The 17,723-nt window shown below is 54.0% G+C and carries 16 protein-coding genes; 6 read left to right on the top strand and 10 right to left on the bottom strand.

The annotated features are described in order from the left end of the window. Positions 1-53 precede the first annotated feature (53 nt). The 8 genes from solA to RW092_RS00615 form a co-directional block, all read right to left on the bottom strand. The gene (gene solA, locus RW092_RS00650) at positions 54-1,208 is read right to left on the bottom strand and encodes an N-methyl-L-tryptophan oxidase (RefSeq protein ID WP_316009237.1); all 1,155 of its coding nucleotides are present in this window, start codon (positions 1,206-1,208) and stop codon (positions 54-56) included. Next, entirely contained in the window at positions 1,205-2,413 is a 1,209-nt protein-coding gene (locus RW092_RS00645; protein WP_316009236.1) for a M20 peptidase aminoacylase family protein, read from the bottom strand. Before RW092_RS00645 ends, solA begins: the two co-directional genes overlap by 4 nt. Before the next feature lies 1 nt (position 2,414). Continuing rightward, complete coding sequence (locus RW092_RS00640; protein WP_316009235.1) at positions 2,415-3,431, bottom strand: LLM class flavin-dependent oxidoreductase; 1,017 nt, start codon at positions 3,429-3,431, stop codon at positions 2,415-2,417. A gap of 30 nt (positions 3,432-3,461) precedes the next feature. After that, on the bottom strand, positions 3,462-4,214 hold the full coding sequence (locus RW092_RS00635) for an amino acid ABC transporter ATP-binding protein (RefSeq protein ID WP_016313355.1): 753 nt from the start codon (positions 4,212-4,214) through the stop codon (positions 3,462-3,464). Continuing rightward, positions 4,211-4,921 carry an amino acid ABC transporter permease gene (locus RW092_RS00630; RefSeq protein ID WP_316009234.1) on the bottom strand — a complete coding sequence of 237 codons (711 nt, stop codon included), beginning with the start codon at positions 4,919-4,921 and terminating at the stop codon, positions 4,211-4,213. The genes RW092_RS00635 and RW092_RS00630 overlap by 4 nt, the downstream gene beginning before the upstream one ends. Then, positions 4,918-5,703 carry an amino acid ABC transporter permease gene (locus RW092_RS00625; RefSeq protein WP_016313357.1) on the bottom strand — a complete coding sequence of 262 codons (786 nt, stop codon included), beginning with the start codon at positions 5,701-5,703 and terminating at the stop codon, positions 4,918-4,920. Before RW092_RS00625 ends, RW092_RS00630 begins: the two co-directional genes overlap by 4 nt. A gap of 30 nt (positions 5,704-5,733) precedes the next feature. Next, a complete protein-coding gene (locus RW092_RS00620; protein WP_085279708.1) occupies positions 5,734-6,573 on the bottom strand; it encodes a transporter substrate-binding domain-containing protein in 840 nt (279 codons plus the stop codon). Positions 6,574-6,676: 103 nt separating this feature from the next. Then, positions 6,677-7,585 (bottom strand): LysR family transcriptional regulator, encoded by a 909-nt coding sequence (locus RW092_RS00615; protein ID WP_051416896.1) that lies wholly within the window; start codon positions 7,583-7,585, stop codon positions 6,677-6,679. 242 nt (positions 7,586-7,827) lie between these two features. Here RW092_RS00615 and RW092_RS00610 point away from each other — a divergent pair, with 242 nt between their 5' ends. Beyond that, the gene (locus tag RW092_RS00610; RefSeq protein WP_316009233.1) at positions 7,828-8,373 is read left to right on the top strand and encodes a GNAT family N-acetyltransferase; all 546 of its coding nucleotides are present in this window, start codon (positions 7,828-7,830) and stop codon (positions 8,371-8,373) included. Positions 8,374-8,492: 119 nt separating this feature from the next. Continuing rightward, positions 8,493-9,242 carry a GTP pyrophosphokinase gene (locus RW092_RS00605; protein ID WP_028538683.1) on the top strand — a complete coding sequence of 250 codons (750 nt, stop codon included), beginning with the start codon at positions 8,493-8,495 and terminating at the stop codon, positions 9,240-9,242. 75 nt (positions 9,243-9,317) lie between these two features. Here the strand turns inward: RW092_RS00605 and RW092_RS00600 are convergent, their stop codons facing one another. Together RW092_RS00600 and RW092_RS00595 are read right to left on the bottom strand one after the other, a co-directional pair. Next, positions 9,318-10,550, bottom strand: coding sequence for a DEAD/DEAH box helicase (locus RW092_RS00600; RefSeq protein ID WP_316009232.1), 1,233 nt, complete (start codon positions 10,548-10,550; stop codon positions 9,318-9,320). A 262-nt stretch (positions 10,551-10,812) separates the two neighbouring features. Continuing rightward, entirely contained in the window at positions 10,813-11,406 is a 594-nt protein-coding gene (locus RW092_RS00595) for a GNAT family N-acetyltransferase (RefSeq protein WP_316009231.1), read from the bottom strand. A 247-nt stretch (positions 11,407-11,653) separates the two neighbouring features. Here RW092_RS00595 and RW092_RS00590 point away from each other — a divergent pair, with 247 nt between their 5' ends. The 4 genes from RW092_RS00590 to RW092_RS00575 all read left to right on the top strand — a co-directional run bounded on the left by RW092_RS00590 (position 11,654) and on the right by RW092_RS00575 (position 17,292). Further along, on the top strand, positions 11,654-13,423 hold the full coding sequence (locus RW092_RS00590) for an ABC transporter ATP-binding protein (RefSeq protein WP_316009230.1): 1,770 nt from the start codon (positions 11,654-11,656) through the stop codon (positions 13,421-13,423). After that, complete coding sequence (locus RW092_RS00585) at positions 13,416-15,194, top strand: ABC transporter ATP-binding protein (RefSeq protein ID WP_016313365.1); 1,779 nt, start codon at positions 13,416-13,418, stop codon at positions 15,192-15,194. The genes RW092_RS00590 and RW092_RS00585 overlap by 8 nt, the downstream gene beginning before the upstream one ends. Positions 15,195-15,405: 211 nt before the next feature. Beyond that, complete coding sequence (locus RW092_RS00580; RefSeq protein WP_316009229.1) at positions 15,406-16,962, top strand: flavocytochrome c; 1,557 nt, start codon at positions 15,406-15,408, stop codon at positions 16,960-16,962. Positions 16,963-17,094: 132 nt separating this feature from the next. Next, positions 17,095-17,292 (top strand): hypothetical protein, encoded by a 198-nt coding sequence (locus tag RW092_RS00575; RefSeq protein WP_316009228.1) that lies wholly within the window; start codon positions 17,095-17,097, stop codon positions 17,290-17,292. Positions 17,293-17,723: the final 431 nt, after the last annotated feature.

Genomic DNA, 17,723 nt, shown 5'->3' with positions numbered 1-17,723 from the left:
TTATCAGTCTCCCTGCACTGCGAGCAGCCCAATCCGGGCCAGCACGCATCGTGCTATTTCGCCAACTGGCCAAAACGATCCAGCGCAAACGGTCGCAGCGAGTCATCTCTCTTCCCTTCTGCAATTAAGTCTGCAAGCCGTGCCCCAATCGCGCTGGCAAATTTGAAGCCATGTCCGGAAAAGCCACCCGCCACCCACACCTTCGGGTGCTCGGGATGCTGGTCGATGATGAAATCCTCATCCGGCGACATCTCGTATTTGCAGACTGCGCCTTGCTTTAAGCGGCCGGCCGCCTTCGGCATATAGGCCGACAGCACGCGGCGCAGATCCGCTTCATCCTCGGGCCGGCTTCCGAAGGGTGCCAACGTCTCCCCCGGAGCCCAAGGGATCCCGCCGTCATGACGTCCGATCTTCAGGCCGGCTCCGCCAATATTCGGGAACCCGTAAAACCCGCCTTCCGGCGTTCCTAACGTAAACCCGGGAAATCGTCCCGCGTCGAAGCCAGGCCCGCTGGTTTCAAACCACCCGACCACCTTGCGCACAGCGCGGATCGGAAGGTTGACGAACGAGGACAGCGTGCTGAACCACGCCCCGGCGGTCAGCAGAACGGCCCCGGCATGAAACTTGTCGTCCTCCGTATATACCGTCACAGAGCCTTCTCCCGGGTGTACCTTCACATCCCTGACGATGGCGTACGTCAGCAGCTGCGCGCCTTCCGCCAAAGCCAGCTGGCGATACGCTTCCACACATCGCTCGCTGTACAAATACCCGGCGTCCGGCTCATACATCGCCTCAAATGAATCCGGGATGGTCAGCTCCGGCCAGCGGGCGCGGATCTCTGCCGCATCCAGCCATTCGGTGCGGACGCCCAACGCCGTCGATTGTGCGATTCGCTCCATAAAGGAATAGACGCCGCGATCCGCGAGATTCAAAACGCCCGATGACACCAGCAACTGGGTTCCGGTCAGCTCCTCCACTTCATTCCACAAGCGGTGGGCGCGAACCGCAAGTTCCGTATACACGGGATCTCCGCTGTAAGCATGCCGGATGAGCCGAGGTTCGCCATGATGGCTGCCTTCCCGGTGCGGCGGATCAAAGGCATCGATCAGCAGCGTGCGCAGTCCCTTGCGGGCCAAATAATATCCGGCGCTCATCCCCATGGAGCCTGCGCCAACAACGATGACGTCATAAGCAATGGACGCGCTCATGGGGACGCTCCTTCCTTGCGGAGGCGGGGATCCCGTGCCAGCTCCTCCAACGCCAGCTCCGCCAGCTTCGTGAAGAAGCCGATGCTTACCGGAATCGCCCGCTCATCAAGGTCAAAGGCCGGATGATGCCATTCCTTAGGTCCATCCGTCCCCATAAAGACGAAGAGCCCCGGAACTTCCCGCTGATACCAGGAAAAATCCTCTCCCGCCGGCGACGGAACCGGCGACACCGCCTGGTATCCCGCCGCCTCCGCCGCGGCCACTCCAAGCTCCGCCAGCTTGGCATCGTTCAGCACGGGCGGGGGACCTTCAATCCAACGAACGGAAGCCGTTGTATCAAACGTAGCCGCCACGCCTTGAACCACCTCTTCGAAGCGCTGCAGCACCCGCCGCCGCACCGCTTCATCAAAGGTGCGGATCGTGCCCTCCAGCAGCGCTGTCTCAGGGACGACGTTCCAGGCGGTGCCGCTGTGGAGCTTCGTGACGCTGATCACGGCACTCTCCAGGGAGCCGACGTTCCGGCTGATGATTGATTGCAGCGCCGTCACGAGATGCGCGGCGGTCACAATCGGGTCATTGCCGGCTTCCGGCACCGCCGCGTGGGTCCCCCGTCCCGCGACCTCAACGACAAAGCCGTCGGCAGCGGCCATCAGCGCGCCGCTCTTGATCCCGATCGTCCCGACGGGAAGATCGGGCTTATTGTGCATGCCGAAGATCGCCTGCACCCCGTCGAGCGCCCCGCTGGCGATGACTTGCCGCGCGCCTTTGGCCTTCTCTTCGGCCGGCTGGAAGATCAGCCGGACCGTGCCCTTCAGCTCCGCCTCCCGGGCTTTCAACGCATACGCCGTGCCAATTAGGGCGGCGGTATGGAAATCATGCCCGCAGGCGTGCATTTTGCCGGGATGCGCCGAAGCAAACGGGAGACCGGTCTCCTCCTGAATCGGCAGCGCATCGATATCCGCTCGAACCGCGATGACCGGCCCGCCCTGGAGACCGCCCACCTCGGCAATCAACCCCGTTGTCAGCGGGATATCCAGGATCCGGATGCCCGCTTCCTCCAGCCAGCCGCGAATTCGCCGGGTCGTCTCGAACTCTTCGTTCGACAGCTCCGGGTACCGGTGCAGCTCCCGGCGGATCTCTATGAACCGCTCTGCTGCTGTACCATTCAACGCCTTCGCCTGAGTCGCATAAGTATCGTTGGACATCTTACGCCTCCACCGCCGCTTCAACTAAAGCTTCACGCAGCAGCTCAAAGGAGCGAATCCGCTTCTCGAAAGGCGTGATATTGCTGGTGACGATCACTTCCTCGATGCCGGTGTCCTTCTGCAGCGCGAGCAGCTGCTCCCGGACCGTCGCCTTGGTCCCTTTAACAATCCAAGGCTCCTGCTCCTCGATCGTATACGGCTCTCCGGCCTGACGGCCAAACTCTTCCGCTTGCTCCCGCGTGCCAAGCGTCACCAATTTGCCGCTGGCGAGCCGCACCTTCACCACCTTCTGATGCCCGGCAAGCTCGGCAGCTTCCGCTTCCGATTCGGCGACGATGACGGACACCGCCAGGATCACTTGAGGCTCGGTACCATGGGATGCATCAAATCGCTCCCGGTAGGTTTGAATCGCCTGAAGCGCAACCGCCGGATCCCCGTTAATAAACAGGGAGAACACGTAAGGCAAGCCCAATCCGGCAGCGATCCCGGCGCTGTCCACGCTCGCTCCAAGCACGTAGAGCTCAGGCGCCTGCGCCGGGAGCGGAGCCGCACGCAATCCAGCCAGCGGATGGTCCGACTCCAACCGGTTCTGCACAAATTTTCGCAGCTCCACGATTTTGTCCGTCAAGGTGACCGATTCCTTTACGCCTTGTTGCAACGCCTGCGTGCTCTTCGGCAAACCTCCCGGCGCCCGGCCGACGCCAAGGTCGACCCGCCCCGGCGCGAGGGAAGCCAGCACGTTGAAATTTTCTGCCACTTTATACGGGCTGTAATGCTGCAGCATCACGCCGCCCGAGCCGATCCGGATCGTATTCGTATGCGCTAGAAGGTAGGAAATCAGCACCTCCGGCGAAGAACCGGCTACCTGCTCCGAATCATGATGCTCTGACACCCAAAATCGCCGAAACCCCAGCTCCTCGGATTTACGGGCTAGCGCTACGGTGTGCTTGAACGCCTGCTCCGCGGTTTCCCCCGGGTAAATTGGGCTTTGGTCCAACACGCTAATCGTGAGTCCCATCTCTCGTTCGCCTCCTTAATCGTAAAAATGCTAAATGCTATAGCTCGGCTCAGGGGTAATCCGCTTCAAAAACTGCTTCGTCCGTTCTTCGCGTGGATGGTACAGCAGCTCCGCCGGGCTCCCTTCTTCCACAATGACACCGCCGTCCATAAATACGGCGTGGTTCGCCACGTCCCGGGCAAACCCCATCTCATGGGTCACGACGATCATCGTAATCCCTTCCTTGGCAATCTTGCGAATGACCTCCAGCACTTCGCCCACCAACTCGGGGTCCAGCGCAGATGTAGGTTCGTCGAACAAAATCACCTCTGGCTCGAGAGCCAGCGCTCGGGCAATGCCCACTCGCTGCTGCTGACCTCCAGACAACTGGCTCGGATAAGCGTCCAGTTTACCGGCTAGACCCACCTTCTCCAGCAAAGCGATACTGCGGGCTTTGGCTTCTTCCTTGGGTATTTTTTTGACGATCACTAAGCCTTCCATCACGTTCTCCAGCGCCGTCTTGTGCCGAAATAAGTTATATTGCTGAAACACCATCGCCGTCTTCTGACGGAGGGTATGAATGTCTTTCTTGGACGCCCGGCTGCAGTTCACGCGGTAATCCCCGATGGCAATCTCGCCGCCGCTGGGCTTCTCCAGATAGTTGATGCATCGCAGCAGCGTTGTTTTGCCGGAGCCGCTCGGTCCCAGAATGACGACAACATCCCCTTGATTCACCGTCAAATCAATCGATTTTAAGACTTGCTGGCGTCCAAAGGACTTGGATAATTGACGAAGCTGAATCATGCCACTCCCCCCCGATTGTAAAGTTGGATTCGTTTCTCGAGCCGCGCCGTAAGCCGTTCGATCAGGACGGTCAGCCCCCAGAAAATCACCGCCGCCGCCACATAGGCCTCAAAAAACTTCCAGTTGGTCGAGGCAACGATTTGTGCTTTCGCGTTAATGTCCACGACGGATACGGTAAAAGCCAGCGTCGACCCGTGCAGCATGCCGATCGCTGAGTTGGAGAGATTCGGCAGACTGAACGCCAGCGCTTGGGGGAACACGATTCGTCGCAGCGCCTGAAACGTCGTCATCCCGATGGAATAAGCCGCTTCGAGCTGCCCGCGGTTCACTGCCAGCAGCCCCGAGCGGACGACCTCAGACATATAAGCTCCAGCGGTGATAGAGAAGGAAATATAGGCAAAAGCGATCATCGGGATGGAAGCGGACTTAAAGCCCCAGCCAAACCAACCCGATAAGCCGTCAATAATGACCGGCAACCCGAAGTAAATCAGCAATAAGTGCGTCAACATCGGCGTTCCGCGGATAAAGGTGACATAAGCGGTGGAGATTTGTCCCAGCACAGGAATTCGATACAGTCGGAACAACGCGGTGATCACGCCAATCCCAAAGCCAACCGAGACAGACACAGCGGTGATCATTAAGGTGGTGGGAATCGCAGACAACAGTTGAACGAAGGCCGTCCAGATAAATGAAGGATCGATTTTCATAGTTTTGCGCCTCCCTTCTCCGCGCCGATTCCGGCAAACATGGCCCGAAGCGATGGCTTACGCTCGATCCGGAACTTCCTTCTCTCCGCCCCATCCGATTGTTCATGCTTCAGTAAACGCCGTTCGGCGGCACGCAGCAGTTTCTCTAACGTGAAGCTCACGACCAAATAAATGAACGCCAGAGCCAAATACGCTTCGATAAAATGCTGCGTGAGTGCACCAAGCGTCTGGGCTTTGCCGGTGAGTTCCATGACGCCGAGGGTAAATGCCAGCGAAGTATCCTTCAGCAAAGCAATCACCATATTTGAAAAAACCGGAACCGCAACCGCCAGTGCCTGCGGCATTACGATACGGGTGAATGCTTGATGCCCCTTCATGCCGATGGCATAAGCTGCTTCGACCTGTCCCCGATCCACAGCCGTCACCGAAGCGCGGATCATCTCCGACATAAAGGCTCCGGTATGCAGGCCGTAAGTCAAGATGACGAAGAACAATACAGGCGCTCGGGAGATATCCAGGTTAACCAGCTTCAACAGCTCCGGCAAGCCATAATAAAACAGGAACAATTGAATCAAGATTGGCGTCCCTCTGAAAAACGAAACATACACCTTCGAAAACTGCTCCAACACCGGAATCCGATACAGCCGGGGGAACGCGATCAGAAATCCGATGAGGATCCCCGTCAACAGCGAGCCGCCCACGATCAGCAAGGTGATGCCCAGCGTCGACCACAGCTTCGAAAAAGCGCTGATCACGAAAGAAAAATCAAACGGTGCTCCCACGAACATCCCCCTCCTTTCCCGCCTTATGGATTAGTTATCCGAAGTGAAGTCTTCTCCGAGCCATTCCTTGCTCAGCTTGCTCAAGGTTCCATCCGCCTTCAATTCCTTGATTACTTCGTCGATCGCATCTGCCAGCTTCTGTCCCTCCGGATCGTCTTTGCGGAAAACGAATAAGATATCCGCTTCAGACAGATCCTCACCGGTCGTTTTCAGCTTCCCCTGAGGGTCGATCAGCGACAGCGAGAAGTCTGCTCCCAGTGTGGCCTCGACGCGGCCGGAGATGATTTGGCTGACCGTATCGTTGGCTGCACCACTTTGGTAGACGATCTCGATCGCATTGTTATTTTCCTTGTTGTAGTTCTCCAAAATTTGCGCCTCTGCACTGGTTGGCGAGGTTAGTACCTTCTTCCCCTTCAAATCGTCCAAGGAATGAATCGTATGATTGTCCTTCGCGACGATGATTTTATTTCTCCAGTGCGCGTAGGGCTCTTTGTTAAACAGGTATTTCTCAGCCCGCTCCGGGTTCTTCTCCATCTCATGAGCAACAAAATCGATCTTCTTCGTCTCCAAGCTCAGCAGCAGGTTGGAAAATTCCTGGGTCTGGAACTCGAACTCATATTCCGCCAGACGCCGATCGATCTCACGGACCAGTTCAACGTCAAATCCGGTTAATTTCCCGTTCTCGTCGATAAAGCATACTTTAGGGAATCCCGTGCCGGTTCCTACGATGATTTTCTTCACTTCCCCCGATCCCGGGGCTGCGCTCGCCGCCGTATCCTTCCCTTCCGTCCCGCCGGACGCTCCCGCTCCACATCCTGCCAGCGCCCCCGCTAACACCAGTACGGCCGCTGCACTTAACCATCTCTTCATGTCTCTAACCCCTTCCTCATTCACGGTGATCTTTTGTTTACAATCCATATATGTTTAGTCAGGATTATGTTGACACTACTTTACTGTGATTTTTGTTACGCGTCTAATCGAGTTTTTCTATGGGTACATGCAAATCGTCGATAGGTGAGACGCCTAGCTCTAATAAAGCGTCCAGAAATACATTGTTTTCACCGCTGAGAGAGATCAGGTGAGTTTGTAAAGAAATGCCGGAAGTCTCAAGGATGTCTACCGGCACGAGGATGCCCTCCTGCACTTCTTGTCTAGCAGACAACCCGGGGAGAAAGCAAATGCCGGCCCGGTTGATCACAAGCTTCTTCGCCGTCTCGGCATTATCGACCTGATACACAATGTTGGGCGGCTGCTCCAGGCTTTCAAACGCGCGATGAATTCGCATCCAATCGAGGGAGCCGCATTCGAAGAAGACCAGCGGTTCCCGCCGAATGTCGCGGATGGATGCACTTCCGACAGCGGCAAGCGGGTGATCCTTATACACGTATAACCGAATCGGATCATCGTAGAAGGGATAGGATTGGAACGACGGGCTCATCTGCTTGCGGGCAAAAGCGACGTCAATTTCCTTAGCCGCCAGCTTGCCTGCCAGAACGTCAGTCGGACCGGTTATCACCTTGAGGTTGATTAACGGAAAGCGCCGATGCAGAAGCACGAGAAGGTGCGGCATTAAATAGTTGGACACGGATACGGTGCTCCCGATTCGAAGTTCCTCAGGAGTTCCCGGCCGGGAATGGAGATGATGTTTTCCCTTTTGGTAAATCTGGAGGATTTGCTGGGCGTAGGGCAGAAATTGTTTCCCCTTCTCCGTCAGCTGGATTTGCTTCCCCAAGCGATCGAACAATCGGCAATCCAGCTCCCGCTCCAGCGATTGAATCCGCGCGGTTACCGTCGGCTGCGAAAGAAATAGTACCTCTGCCGCCTTATTGAAGCTGCCGTAGTGATTGATGTATACAAACGCCTCAATATGATCTATATTCAAAAAGATCCCTCCCCGAATCGCACTATATTTCTTACTATACCAATCTACATAGACGGTTTTATTGAAATTATCCTTAATCTTAGGGAGCTCGCCACTTTTTGTCAATTGTTCGATATAGAAATTTTTAATGTCTGTGCAAATATTTTTATATTCCGATGCGCTTAGTTGGTATTTGATCTATACTGATTTCACTTCACTTAATTTGAATAATCAATGAACTACTTCGATAAGGAGTGTTGGAGATGAGCCGTTTAGATCATGAAGTATTCATCCGGGATGCCCGGGAGGATGAGCGGGAACACATTGCCAAAGTGATGCTGGAAGCTTACCGGCAATATGCGTTTGACATGCCCCGTGAGCGGTGGGAGGAATATCGCGAGAACATTCGACGCTCTGTTTACGGCAACGGCCCTTATGCCCGGCTTGTCGCCGAACTTAACGGAGAAATCGTTGGCAGTGTGCAGCTGTTCCTGAATTCGGAAGCGGCCTATGGGAGATCGGACTTAAGCATCCATTCGCCCATCATCCGGCTGCTCGCGGTATCCCCCTATGCCCGCAGACGCGGGATTGCAAAGCAGCTGATTCGTGAGGCCGCCCGTCGATCCCTTGAGCTTGGTGCCCGTACGCTTTACTTACATACGTCGGATATGATGGCCGCTGCGGTGAAGCTGTATGAGAGCCTCGGATTCGAACGAGCCTACGAAGCGGACACGACCAATGGGGAGACCCTGGTCAAATCGTATAAGATCCAATTGACGGACGCGTTGCCTCTGCTGCAAACGACGTAAATGCGATGAATCAGGGGCGTTCGCTCATGATCCCCTCCTTTCTGGCATCTGGCCTGTCTCCTAAGCTATAATGGAAATGGAAATCATGTGATGAACAATGTTAAAGGACGGAGCCCCTAATGATAAATCAATCTTTTGTGAACCCCTTAGAGCAAATGAAGGCCCTGCAGAAGTCGTTGACCCGGTTTATGATGATGTACAAATTCGCCCTCCACGAGGTGGAGACAAAAATCGAAATTTTGCAGGAGGAATTCCAGCTTCTCCATGACTACAATCCAATCGAGCATACGAAATCGAGAATCAAGTCACCGGAGAGTATCCTGAAGAAGTTGTACCGCAAAGGCGGCGCTTCTTCCTTAGAGGATATCAAACGCAGCATCCGCGACATCGCCGGCATTCGCATCACCTGTTCGTTCATTTCGGACATTTACCGGATCAGTGAAATGCTGCAGGCGCAGAAGGACCTGAAGATCCTTACGATCAAAGATTACATTAAGAACCCTAAACCCAACGGATATAAGAGCTTGCACATGCTGGTTGAAGTGCCCGTGTTCATGTCAGACGGTGAGGAAATGGTGTGTGTCGAAATTCAGATCCGCACCATTGCCATGGATTTCTGGGCCAGCCTGGAGCACAAAATTTTCTACAAATATAACGAGTCCGTCCCGGATCGTCTGCTCCAGGACCTGAAGACCGCCGCCGACACTGCCTTCGAGTTGGACTTGAAAATGGAACAGCTGCAACAGGAAATGGAGGAAATCAAGCACGCGCATCAAGCCGAAGCCTCCGAAGAATTCCAGTTGCTCATCGACAACCAGAAGTTCAACATCCCGCAGAAGCTGCTGAAATTGTTGTCAGGCGAGGGTTGAGCTATCGGAAAATTTAGAAACAAAAGGAGTTGCCCTATACCATCATCTTGATGGGAGGTGCAACTCCTTCTTCATTTAGCGGGATTGTCTTACGCGATGAGGGGTAAAGGAATCCGTACGCTTCTTGGTATTCCTTGCCGGCTGTACCGGCTTCGGGGCCGGAGCCGTTTGCTGCATCGGATAAGGGTGATCTTTAATGACAGGGACTCGCTTTCCGATCAATTTCTCAATATCAGCCAAGTACGGCTTCTCATCAAAATCGCAGAACGAAATGGCGACACCGCTTTGTCCGGCCCGGCCGGTTCGCCCGATCCGGTGAACGTACGTTTCAGGAATATTCGGCAGCTCGTAGTTGATAACGTGAGACAACTCGTCGATGTCGATGCCTCGCGCTGCAATATCGGTGGCGACCAGGACGCGCAAGGTGCGGTTCTTGAAATCCTGCAAAGCCGTCTGCCGAGCGCCTTGTGATTTGTCACCGTGGATGGCTTTGGCGCTGACTTGGACTTTCGTTAAGTGACGCACTAACCGGTCTGCCCCATGCTTGGTCCGCGTGAAGACGATGGCGGATTCGATGGACGGGTCTTGCAAAAGGTGAATCAGCAGATCCCTCTTGTTGCCTTTGTCCACATAGTATAGATACTGCCCGATCGTGTCCACTGTGGAGGAAACCGGTGTAATCTCCACCTTGACGGGATTTCTCAAGATGGAATTAGCCATTTGCGCGATCGCGCCGGGCATCGTGGCAGAGAAGAGCAAGGTTTGCCGTTGGGACGGCGTCTTGGCGATGATCTTCTTCACGTCATGGATAAAGCCCATGTCCAGCATGCGGTCCGCTTCGTCCAAAATCAGAAGCTCCACGTCCTTCAGATCAATCAGCTTCTGCTGCATGAGATCGTTCAGCCTTCCCGGCGTGGCTACCAGAATATCTACGCCTTTCTGCAGTGCAGTCTCCTGCGGTTTCTGCGACACGCCGCCAAAGATAACTGCACATTTCAGAGGCAGGTACTTGCCGTAGGCGCAAAAATTCTCGTAAATCTGCAGCGCCAGCTCGCGGGTTGGCGTAATCACAAGCGCGCGGATGTTCCGTCGGCCTGCGCGCGGGGCGCCATCCTTATGCAGCAACTGCAGGGTGGGGATGGCAAATGCTGCGGTTTTCCCCGTACCGGTCTGCGCGCAACCCAATAAGTCTTGGCCGCCCAGAATCGGAGGAATCGCTTGTTGTTGAATGGGCGTAGGTGTCGTATAGTTTTCCTGTTCCAACGCTTTTAAGATCGATGGGATCAGGTTCAGTTCTTTAAATTGCATAAATAACTCCTTGCCGGCCTTACTGCCGGAACACTAATTTTGGCAGGAAGTGCCCAAGGCTTGAAGCTCGTTCCACCAATCCTACCAATATAACACTTCACAGGTAACCCGGCAAATGGAGAGTTGAGGCCGGAACGGTTCAAATGCGTGCACGTTGTCGACCGTTTGAATGTTCTCCTTCCCACAGGGCCTTCGGATAAGGCCCTGTTGCGGCGTTATTTCCTCCTCACTGTACCTCATGAATGGGGGCAGATGCCACTACTTACCTGCGCACTGCGTAATCCCTCACCTGACACAACCAAACCATATGATCCTGCCCCGGCCCCCAGTAGTCCTTAGCCACGACATAAGGTTCGCCGAACTTACGCAGCCACTTCTGCTGCGCCCGCTTATAGCCGCTGTCGAGACAGAACCGCTCGATCCCCCGCTCTTGCAGCGCCTTCGCCATCGCCTCGATCAACGCCGCCCCGATGCCTTGTCCTTGATTGGCGGGCAGCACGTACAAGCTTCCCAGCTCGCCAACCTCATCCAACGCGTGCTGGGTGCAATCCCTGGTTTCCTTCCCGCAAGGGCCAAAGGAAATCGTCCCCACCACCTCCCGCCCGATCTTCGCAACGAGAAATAGGACGGGGCTCTCCCCCGCTGTTTTCCCTTTCCCATGCGGATCAGAGCTGGATGCAGCCCCAAGGGCGGCGTTCACCAGCTTTCTTTTTCCATCCACTTCTTCGCGGATATCTTCTATTAAATGTCCGAGCCCTTCCGCGGCAAACGCCTCCGGAATCGTCTGCTCGAATACGCGGCAGGCTTGCTCTCGATCTTCTGCGGTTAGCGGTACGATCACGAAATTTTCGACCATGGCGATCCCTCCTTCAAATTTTTTTCGTATCGGCCTGCAAAATTGGAGCAATTCACTTCATATTCTAAAGAATTTACCGAAATAAAAGCAAAGAGGCGATCCCATCACGAAAACGCAAACCTACGTGACAACACGCTGGAATATGCGGGTTTTACCTGTGAACGGTTGTGGTATAATCACGATGATTTGCGAAAATGAAGATTGCTTTTAACAGCTTGCAACAACAAACAGAAACGGGTGATCAGAATTGTTTGAACTCAAATGGCTGTGGCAGAATTTGGAAGGCAACCGGGCCAGGTATATCACCGCGCTGGTGCTTTCCGTCGTGGGCTCCTCGCTCATGATTATCAATCCGTACATCGGCCAGCAGATTGTTGACACGTTTATCACAGGTGAAAATGCAATGCAAAATTTAACGGAGCAACGGGGACTGCTGATCATGCTCTGCTTGGGGATGATTGGGTTCTCGCTGCTGCGGACGGGGCTAGCTTATTTGACGACGATGCAATATGAGCAGGCTTCGCAAAATATGTTGTACAAAGTCCGCATCTATCTGTACAACAAAATCCAAGGCCAAGATATGGAATACTACGACCATAACCGGACCGGGGACCTGATGACCAAGATGACCGGGGACTTGGACATGGTGCGGCACTCGATGGCGTGGATCATCAAGACGATTATTGAATCGCTGACGATCTTTATTGCGGCCGTCGCTTATTTTTTTACCATTGATGCCGTGTTGACGCTGTGGCTGCTGGTTTTGGCGCCTCCCATCTTCGTCGTGGCTTACATCTTCGCGAAAAAGGTCCGTCCGATGTACGTAGATCTGCGCGAGCGGTTGTCCCAACTGAATACGATCACCCAAGAGAACATCTCGGGGAACCGCGTCGTTAAAGCCTTTGCTCGTGAAGAATTTGAAATTGAGAAATTTACCGATAAGAACGTTCACTTCTCTGAAGCGAACAAGAAAGCAGCGCTCGTGTGGCTGGACTACTTCCCGTACCTGGAGACGTTCGCCCAAGCGTTTAACGTGATCTTGATGCTGGCCGGTGGATATTTTGTCATGCAGGGACGGATTACGTTCGGGGAATTTTCCGCGTTCTCCGCACTGATCTGGGCCGTGTCCAACCCGATGCGCAACATCGGCATTATCATTAACGATATCCAACGTTTCTTCGCCAGCTTGAGTAAGATTGTAGAAATTTATTACGCCAAACCCAAAATCGTCAACGAGCACAACGCAATCGATAAGCGCCGTTACGAAGGACGCATCGAATTCAAGCACGTCAGCTTCAAATATGACAGCAACGAAGTGCTTCACGATATCAGCTTCTCGGTGAATCCGGGAGAAACGATCGCCATTATGGGCTCAACCGGTTCAGGCAAAACGTCGCTCGTGAACCTGATCCCGCGCTTTTACGACGTATCCGATGGGCAAGTGTTGGTTGACGGCGTGGACGTCCGCGAACTGGAGCTTGATGAGCTCCGCAGCAACATCGGCATCGCGACCCAGGACGTGCTGCTGTTCTCCGATACGATCGACGGAAACATCGCATACGGCGATCCCGAGCTGCCGGAGGAACAAACGAGAGAGTATGCGAAACTTGCGGCGGCACATGATTTTATTACGAAAATGCCGGAAGGATATGACACCATCGTTGGGGAGCGCGGCGTCGGCTTATCCGGCGGACAGAAGCAGCGGATCGCGCTGGCTCGGGCGCTGGCGGTACGCCGACCGATTTTGATCCTCGACGATACTACATCTGCGGTGGACTTAGAGACCGAGGAACATATCCAGAAGAGCTTGCGCGAGCTGAACTTCCCGTGCACGAAGCTGATCATTGCTCAGCGTGTGTCGACTACGGCCGAAGCAGACCGCATTCTGATCCTGGACGGCGGACGGCTGATTGAGGAAGGCACCCATGCCGAATTGCTCGCGAAGCGCGGCTATTATTACGATGTATTTATGCTTCAAAATGAAGGGATCGGAAGGACGGTGAGTAGCCATGGCTAGAAATAAGTTCGATGTGGATGAGAATCTAGAGTCTCCTTTTGATATAAAACACTTCAGACGTGCCATGGTGTACATCCGGAAGCAGCAAAAGCCGATGATCATCGCGTTCGTGCTGAGCGCCTTGTCTGCGGCGATCGCGCTGTCCGCGCCGCTCATTATCCAGCATGTCGTTGACGTGACGATTCCGCAAAAAGCGTTTGGCGCGCTGGTCGGATGGTCTGCGCTGATGTTGCTCACGATCGTGGTCAGCGTTGAGCTGGCGACAATCCGCTCCCGGATCATGACCCGGGTTGGCCAGGATATCATCTTCGATATCCGGACGGATCTGTTTAAGCATCTGCAGCAGCTGCCGTTCAAATATTACGACGACCGTCCCCAAGGGAAAATTCTGATCCGCGTCGTTAACTACGTCAATGCGGTATCCGACGTGTTGTCCAACGGAATCATCAACTTTATTTTGGAGATCGTCAACTTGATCTTTATCGCTGTGTTTATGTTCGCGGTGGATGTTCGGTTGTCGTTCGTCACCTTGGCCGGATTGCCGGTGTTCCTCGGCGTCATGCTGCTGATCAAAACCCGGCAGCGCCGGGCATGGCAGGCTGTATCTAACAAAAGCTCTAACATGAACGCCTATTTGCAGGAGAGCATCAGCGGGATTGGCGTGACGCAAATTTTCTCCCGTGAGAAGCATAACGAAGGCATCTTCACTCGCCTCGCCGGCAACTACCGCAAGGAATGGATGCGGGCGCTGCGCTACAACGCGCTGATCCCGTTCTCCGTGGATAACCTGGCGACGATCGTCACGACATTGATCTATATGGTTGGCTTGCTTGCGATGGGGCCGCAAGGCGTGACCTTCGGGGTCATCCTTGCGATGAGTAACTACGCAGCCCGCTTCTGGCAGCCGATCCTGAACTTGTCACAGCTGTACAACAACTTTATTAACGCCGTAGCGTACCTGGAACGGATCTTTGAAACGCTGGATGAACCGGTGACGGTCAGCGACGTTCCGGGGGCGAAGGCATTGCCGCCAGTACAGGGCAACGTCCAATTCAAAGACGTTACGTTTGCTTACGATCCCGGCCTGAACATTCTGGAGCACCTGAACTTTGAGGTCAAAGCCGGGGAAAGCATCGCCCTCGTCGGACCGACAGGTGCGGGCAAAACCACGGTCGTGAACCTGATCTCTCGCTTCTACAATGTGAGCGAAGGCGCGATTCTGATCGATGGTCACGACATCTCGCAGGTGACATTGAAGTCGCTGCGCAGCCAGATGGGGATTATGCTGCAGGACAGCTTTATTTTCTCGGGTACGATCATGGATAATATCCGCTATGGAAAGCTGGACGCCACCGAAGAGGAAGTCATTGCTGCGGCCAAAACCGTCTGCGCTGACGAGTTCATCCGCGAGTTTGAGCAAGGGTACTACACGGAAGTGAATGAGCGCGGCTCGAAGCTGTCCCAAGGACAGCGGCAGCTCATCTCGTTCGCCCGGACGCTGCTGGCCGATCCGCGTATTCTGATTCTGGACGAAGCGACCTCTTCGATCGACGCCAAGACAGAGCGTCTGCTCCAGCAAGGCCTAAACGAGCTGCTCAAGGGACGCACCTCATTTATCATCGCGCACCGGCTGTCGACGGTGAAGAACTGCGACCGCATCATGTACGTCTCCGACAAGGGGATTGCCGAATCCGGCTCGCATGACGAGCTGATGGCGAAACGCGGTCTATACTACCGCTTGTATACCGCGCAGAAGATGGAAGCTGTGTAGAGCATGCCAAAATAAAGGCAATTCCGCCAAGCTATTGGGGTTGGTGGAGTTGCCTTTTCGTTTTTTTTGGCGCAGGGAAGATCAAAACTTGTTTGATAGCTGTTTGATTGTGAAAAGTTTCACTTACCATAACAAGCCCTTATGTTATCCTCTCCCCAGGGGAACGAAAGAGAAACAGCGTCCCTATAAAGACAAAAGTGGAGGGTTTATCATGCACAAGAAAGTAACAGCAGCACTCATTCTCGTCTTATCCTTGATGCTGGTCATCACGGGATGCGGCAACAATGGGAACGAGCCTCAGAACCAGGCTCAAAATCAGAACCAGACGCAGGCGGGCGGTCAGACGGATAAGGCTAAGGAAAGCGAAGCCGAAGCCGTAGCCGGCGCATCCGAAAAAAGCTATACCCCTCACGATCAGTTGAAGGATAGCTACGATATCATTATCATCGGCGCAGGCGGTGCTGGCATGACCGCGGCACTTGAAGCGAAAGCGAGCGGCATGAACCCGGTGATTTTTGAGAAAATGCCGGTGGCTGGGGGCAATACAACGAAATCGTCCTCGGGCATGAACGCCTCAGAAACGAAATTCCAAAAGGAACAAGGCATTGAAGACAGCAACGACAAATTCTATGAAGAGACACTCAAAGGCGGCCATAATACGAACGATACCGAACTGCTTCGTTACTTCGTTGACCATTCCGCCGAAGCGATCGATTGGCTTGATGCCATTGGCATCCGCTTGAATAACCTGACGATTACCGGCGGCATGAGCGAAAAACGCACCCACCGTCCGGAAGACGGCTCCGCCGTGGGACAATACCTGGTGGATGGCCTGGTACGAAACGTTGAAGAACAAGGCATTCCGCTGTTTGTCAACGCCAACGTCAAGGAGATTATTCAGCAAGACGGGAAAGTGAGCGGCGTGAAGGTCGTTTTGAACGATACCGAGGAAAAAACGATTACCGCCAAAGCTGTCATCGTCGCAACCGGCGGTTACGGGGCGAATCCGGAAATGATCACCCAGTTTAGACCGGACTTAAAGGGATATGTCACGACCAACCAAGTTGGCAGCACCGGTGATGGCATTACGATGATTGAGAAGTTGGGCGGCGTTACCGTGGATATGGATCAGATCCAAGTTCACCCAACCGTTCAACAGGAGAAATCCTATCTGATCGGCGAGGCCGTGCGCGGTGAAGGTGCGATCCTAGTTTCCAGCGAAGGCGTACGTTTCTATAATGAAATGGATACACGTGATAAGGTGACGGCTGCGATCAATGCCCTGCCTGAGAAATCAGCCTACCTTGTTTTTGATTCCGGCGTAAAATCCCGGGCTAAAGCGATTCAACAATATGAAAAGATGGGCTTTGTGATCCAAGGTGACACGATTGAAGCTTTGGCTGAAGCGATGGGCGTACCGGCAGATGCATTGGCGAAGACATTGGAAACCTGGAACGCAGCTGTACAAGGTAAAAATGACGCCGAATTTGGCAGAACTACCGGGATGGATTACGATTTGTCCGGCGCACCGTACTATGCCATCAAAATCGCTCCCGGCATCCACTACACCATGGGCGGCGTAAAAATCAACACCAACACGGAAGTGTTGAACAAGGATGGCAACCCGATCCCAGGGCTGTTCGCCGCTGGCGAAGTGACCGGCGGGTTGCACGGGGATAACCGGATCGGCGGCAACTCCGTAGCCGATATTATCATCTTCGGACGTCAGGCCGGCGTGAAGGCGGCCGAGTTCGTGAAGGCGCAATAAGCAGAACGATCCTGAGATAGGACTCGTCAAGGCTTGAACTCCAAGGAGGTTGAGCTTTGGCGGGTTTTCTTTTTTTCGGAAAGGAACTTTGGGAATACTAAGTAACCACACACAGTATAGGAGGTGCGTCAGATGAGTAAAAAAGAGGACTACACCCAGCAGCAACTGGAACGAGCCAAAACGAAGGACTCCACCGACGAAGGACGCAAAGGCGCCTTCATGATGAAAGACGCCTGGAACCAAGACGGCAACCCCGCCGCTGCAACGGACGACTTCGGCCCCGTGATGAAGCCGGAAGCCCCGCCGACGATGAACGGGAAGCCGTTGTAGCTCGATTACGGCCACGTCAGGCCCATACTGTACATGATTTTTCGAGTACATTTCGCCGAAATCGCTGGGTTTCAGCGCATTGTACTCGATTTTTCATGTACATTTCGCGGTTCCACACGCATTCGGGCCGATTCTGTATGATTTTTCGAGTACATTTCAGCGAAATCACTGGGTTTCGGCGCATTGTACTCGAATTTTCATATACATTTCGTGGTTCCACACGCATCTAGCCCGATTCTGTATGATTTTTCGAGTACATTTCAGCGAAATCACTGGGTTTGGGCGCATTGTACTCGAATTTTCATATACATTTCGTGGTTCCACACGCATTTGGGCCGATTCTGTATGATTTTTCGAGTACATTTCTCCGAAATCGCTGGGTTTCGGCGCATTGTACTCGAATTTTCATATACATTTCGTGGTTCCACACG

Origin of the sequence: Paenibacillus sp. 3LSP (assembly GCF_032465655.1) — a bacterium.
Lineage (GTDB): Bacteria > Bacillota > Bacilli > Paenibacillales > Paenibacillaceae > Fontibacillus > Fontibacillus barengoltzii.
Note: the sequence above shows the minus strand (reverse complement) of the source record. Positions and strands in the feature narration are given on the sequence as shown.

Excerpts from the sequence above, each read along its gene's own strand:
- solA (WP_316009237.1), bottom strand. The coding sequence starts at position 1,208 with ATGAGCGCGTCCATTGCTTATGACGTCATCGTTGTTGGCGCAGGCTCC.
- RW092_RS00645 (WP_316009236.1), bottom strand. The coding sequence starts at position 2,413 with ATGTCCAACGATACTTATGCGACTCAGGCGAAGGCGTTGAATGGTACA.
- RW092_RS00640 (WP_316009235.1), bottom strand. The coding sequence starts at position 3,431 with ATGGGACTCACGATTAGCGTGTTGGACCAAAGCCCAATTTACCCGGGG.
- RW092_RS00635 (WP_016313355.1), bottom strand. The coding sequence starts at position 4,214 with ATGATTCAGCTTCGTCAATTATCCAAGTCCTTTGGACGCCAGCAAGTC.
- RW092_RS00630 (WP_316009234.1), bottom strand. The coding sequence starts at position 4,921 with ATGAAAATCGATCCTTCATTTATCTGGACGGCCTTCGTTCAACTGTTG.
- RW092_RS00620 (WP_085279708.1), bottom strand. The coding sequence starts at position 6,573 with ATGAAGAGATGGTTAAGTGCAGCGGCCGTACTGGTGTTAGCGGGGGCG.
- RW092_RS00610 (WP_316009233.1), top strand. The coding sequence starts at position 7,828 with ATGAGCCGTTTAGATCATGAAGTATTCATCCGGGATGCCCGGGAGGAT.
- RW092_RS00605 (WP_028538683.1), top strand. The coding sequence starts at position 8,493 with ATGATAAATCAATCTTTTGTGAACCCCTTAGAGCAAATGAAGGCCCTG.
- RW092_RS00600 (WP_316009232.1), bottom strand. The coding sequence starts at position 10,550 with ATGCAATTTAAAGAACTGAACCTGATCCCATCGATCTTAAAAGCGTTG.
- RW092_RS00595 (WP_316009231.1), bottom strand. The coding sequence starts at position 11,406 with ATGGTCGAAAATTTCGTGATCGTACCGCTAACCGCAGAAGATCGAGAG.
- RW092_RS00585 (WP_016313365.1), top strand. The coding sequence starts at position 13,416 with ATGGCTAGAAATAAGTTCGATGTGGATGAGAATCTAGAGTCTCCTTTT.
- RW092_RS00580 (WP_316009229.1), top strand. The coding sequence starts at position 15,406 with ATGCACAAGAAAGTAACAGCAGCACTCATTCTCGTCTTATCCTTGATG.
- RW092_RS00575 (WP_316009228.1), top strand. The coding sequence starts at position 17,095 with ATGAGTAAAAAAGAGGACTACACCCAGCAGCAACTGGAACGAGCCAAA.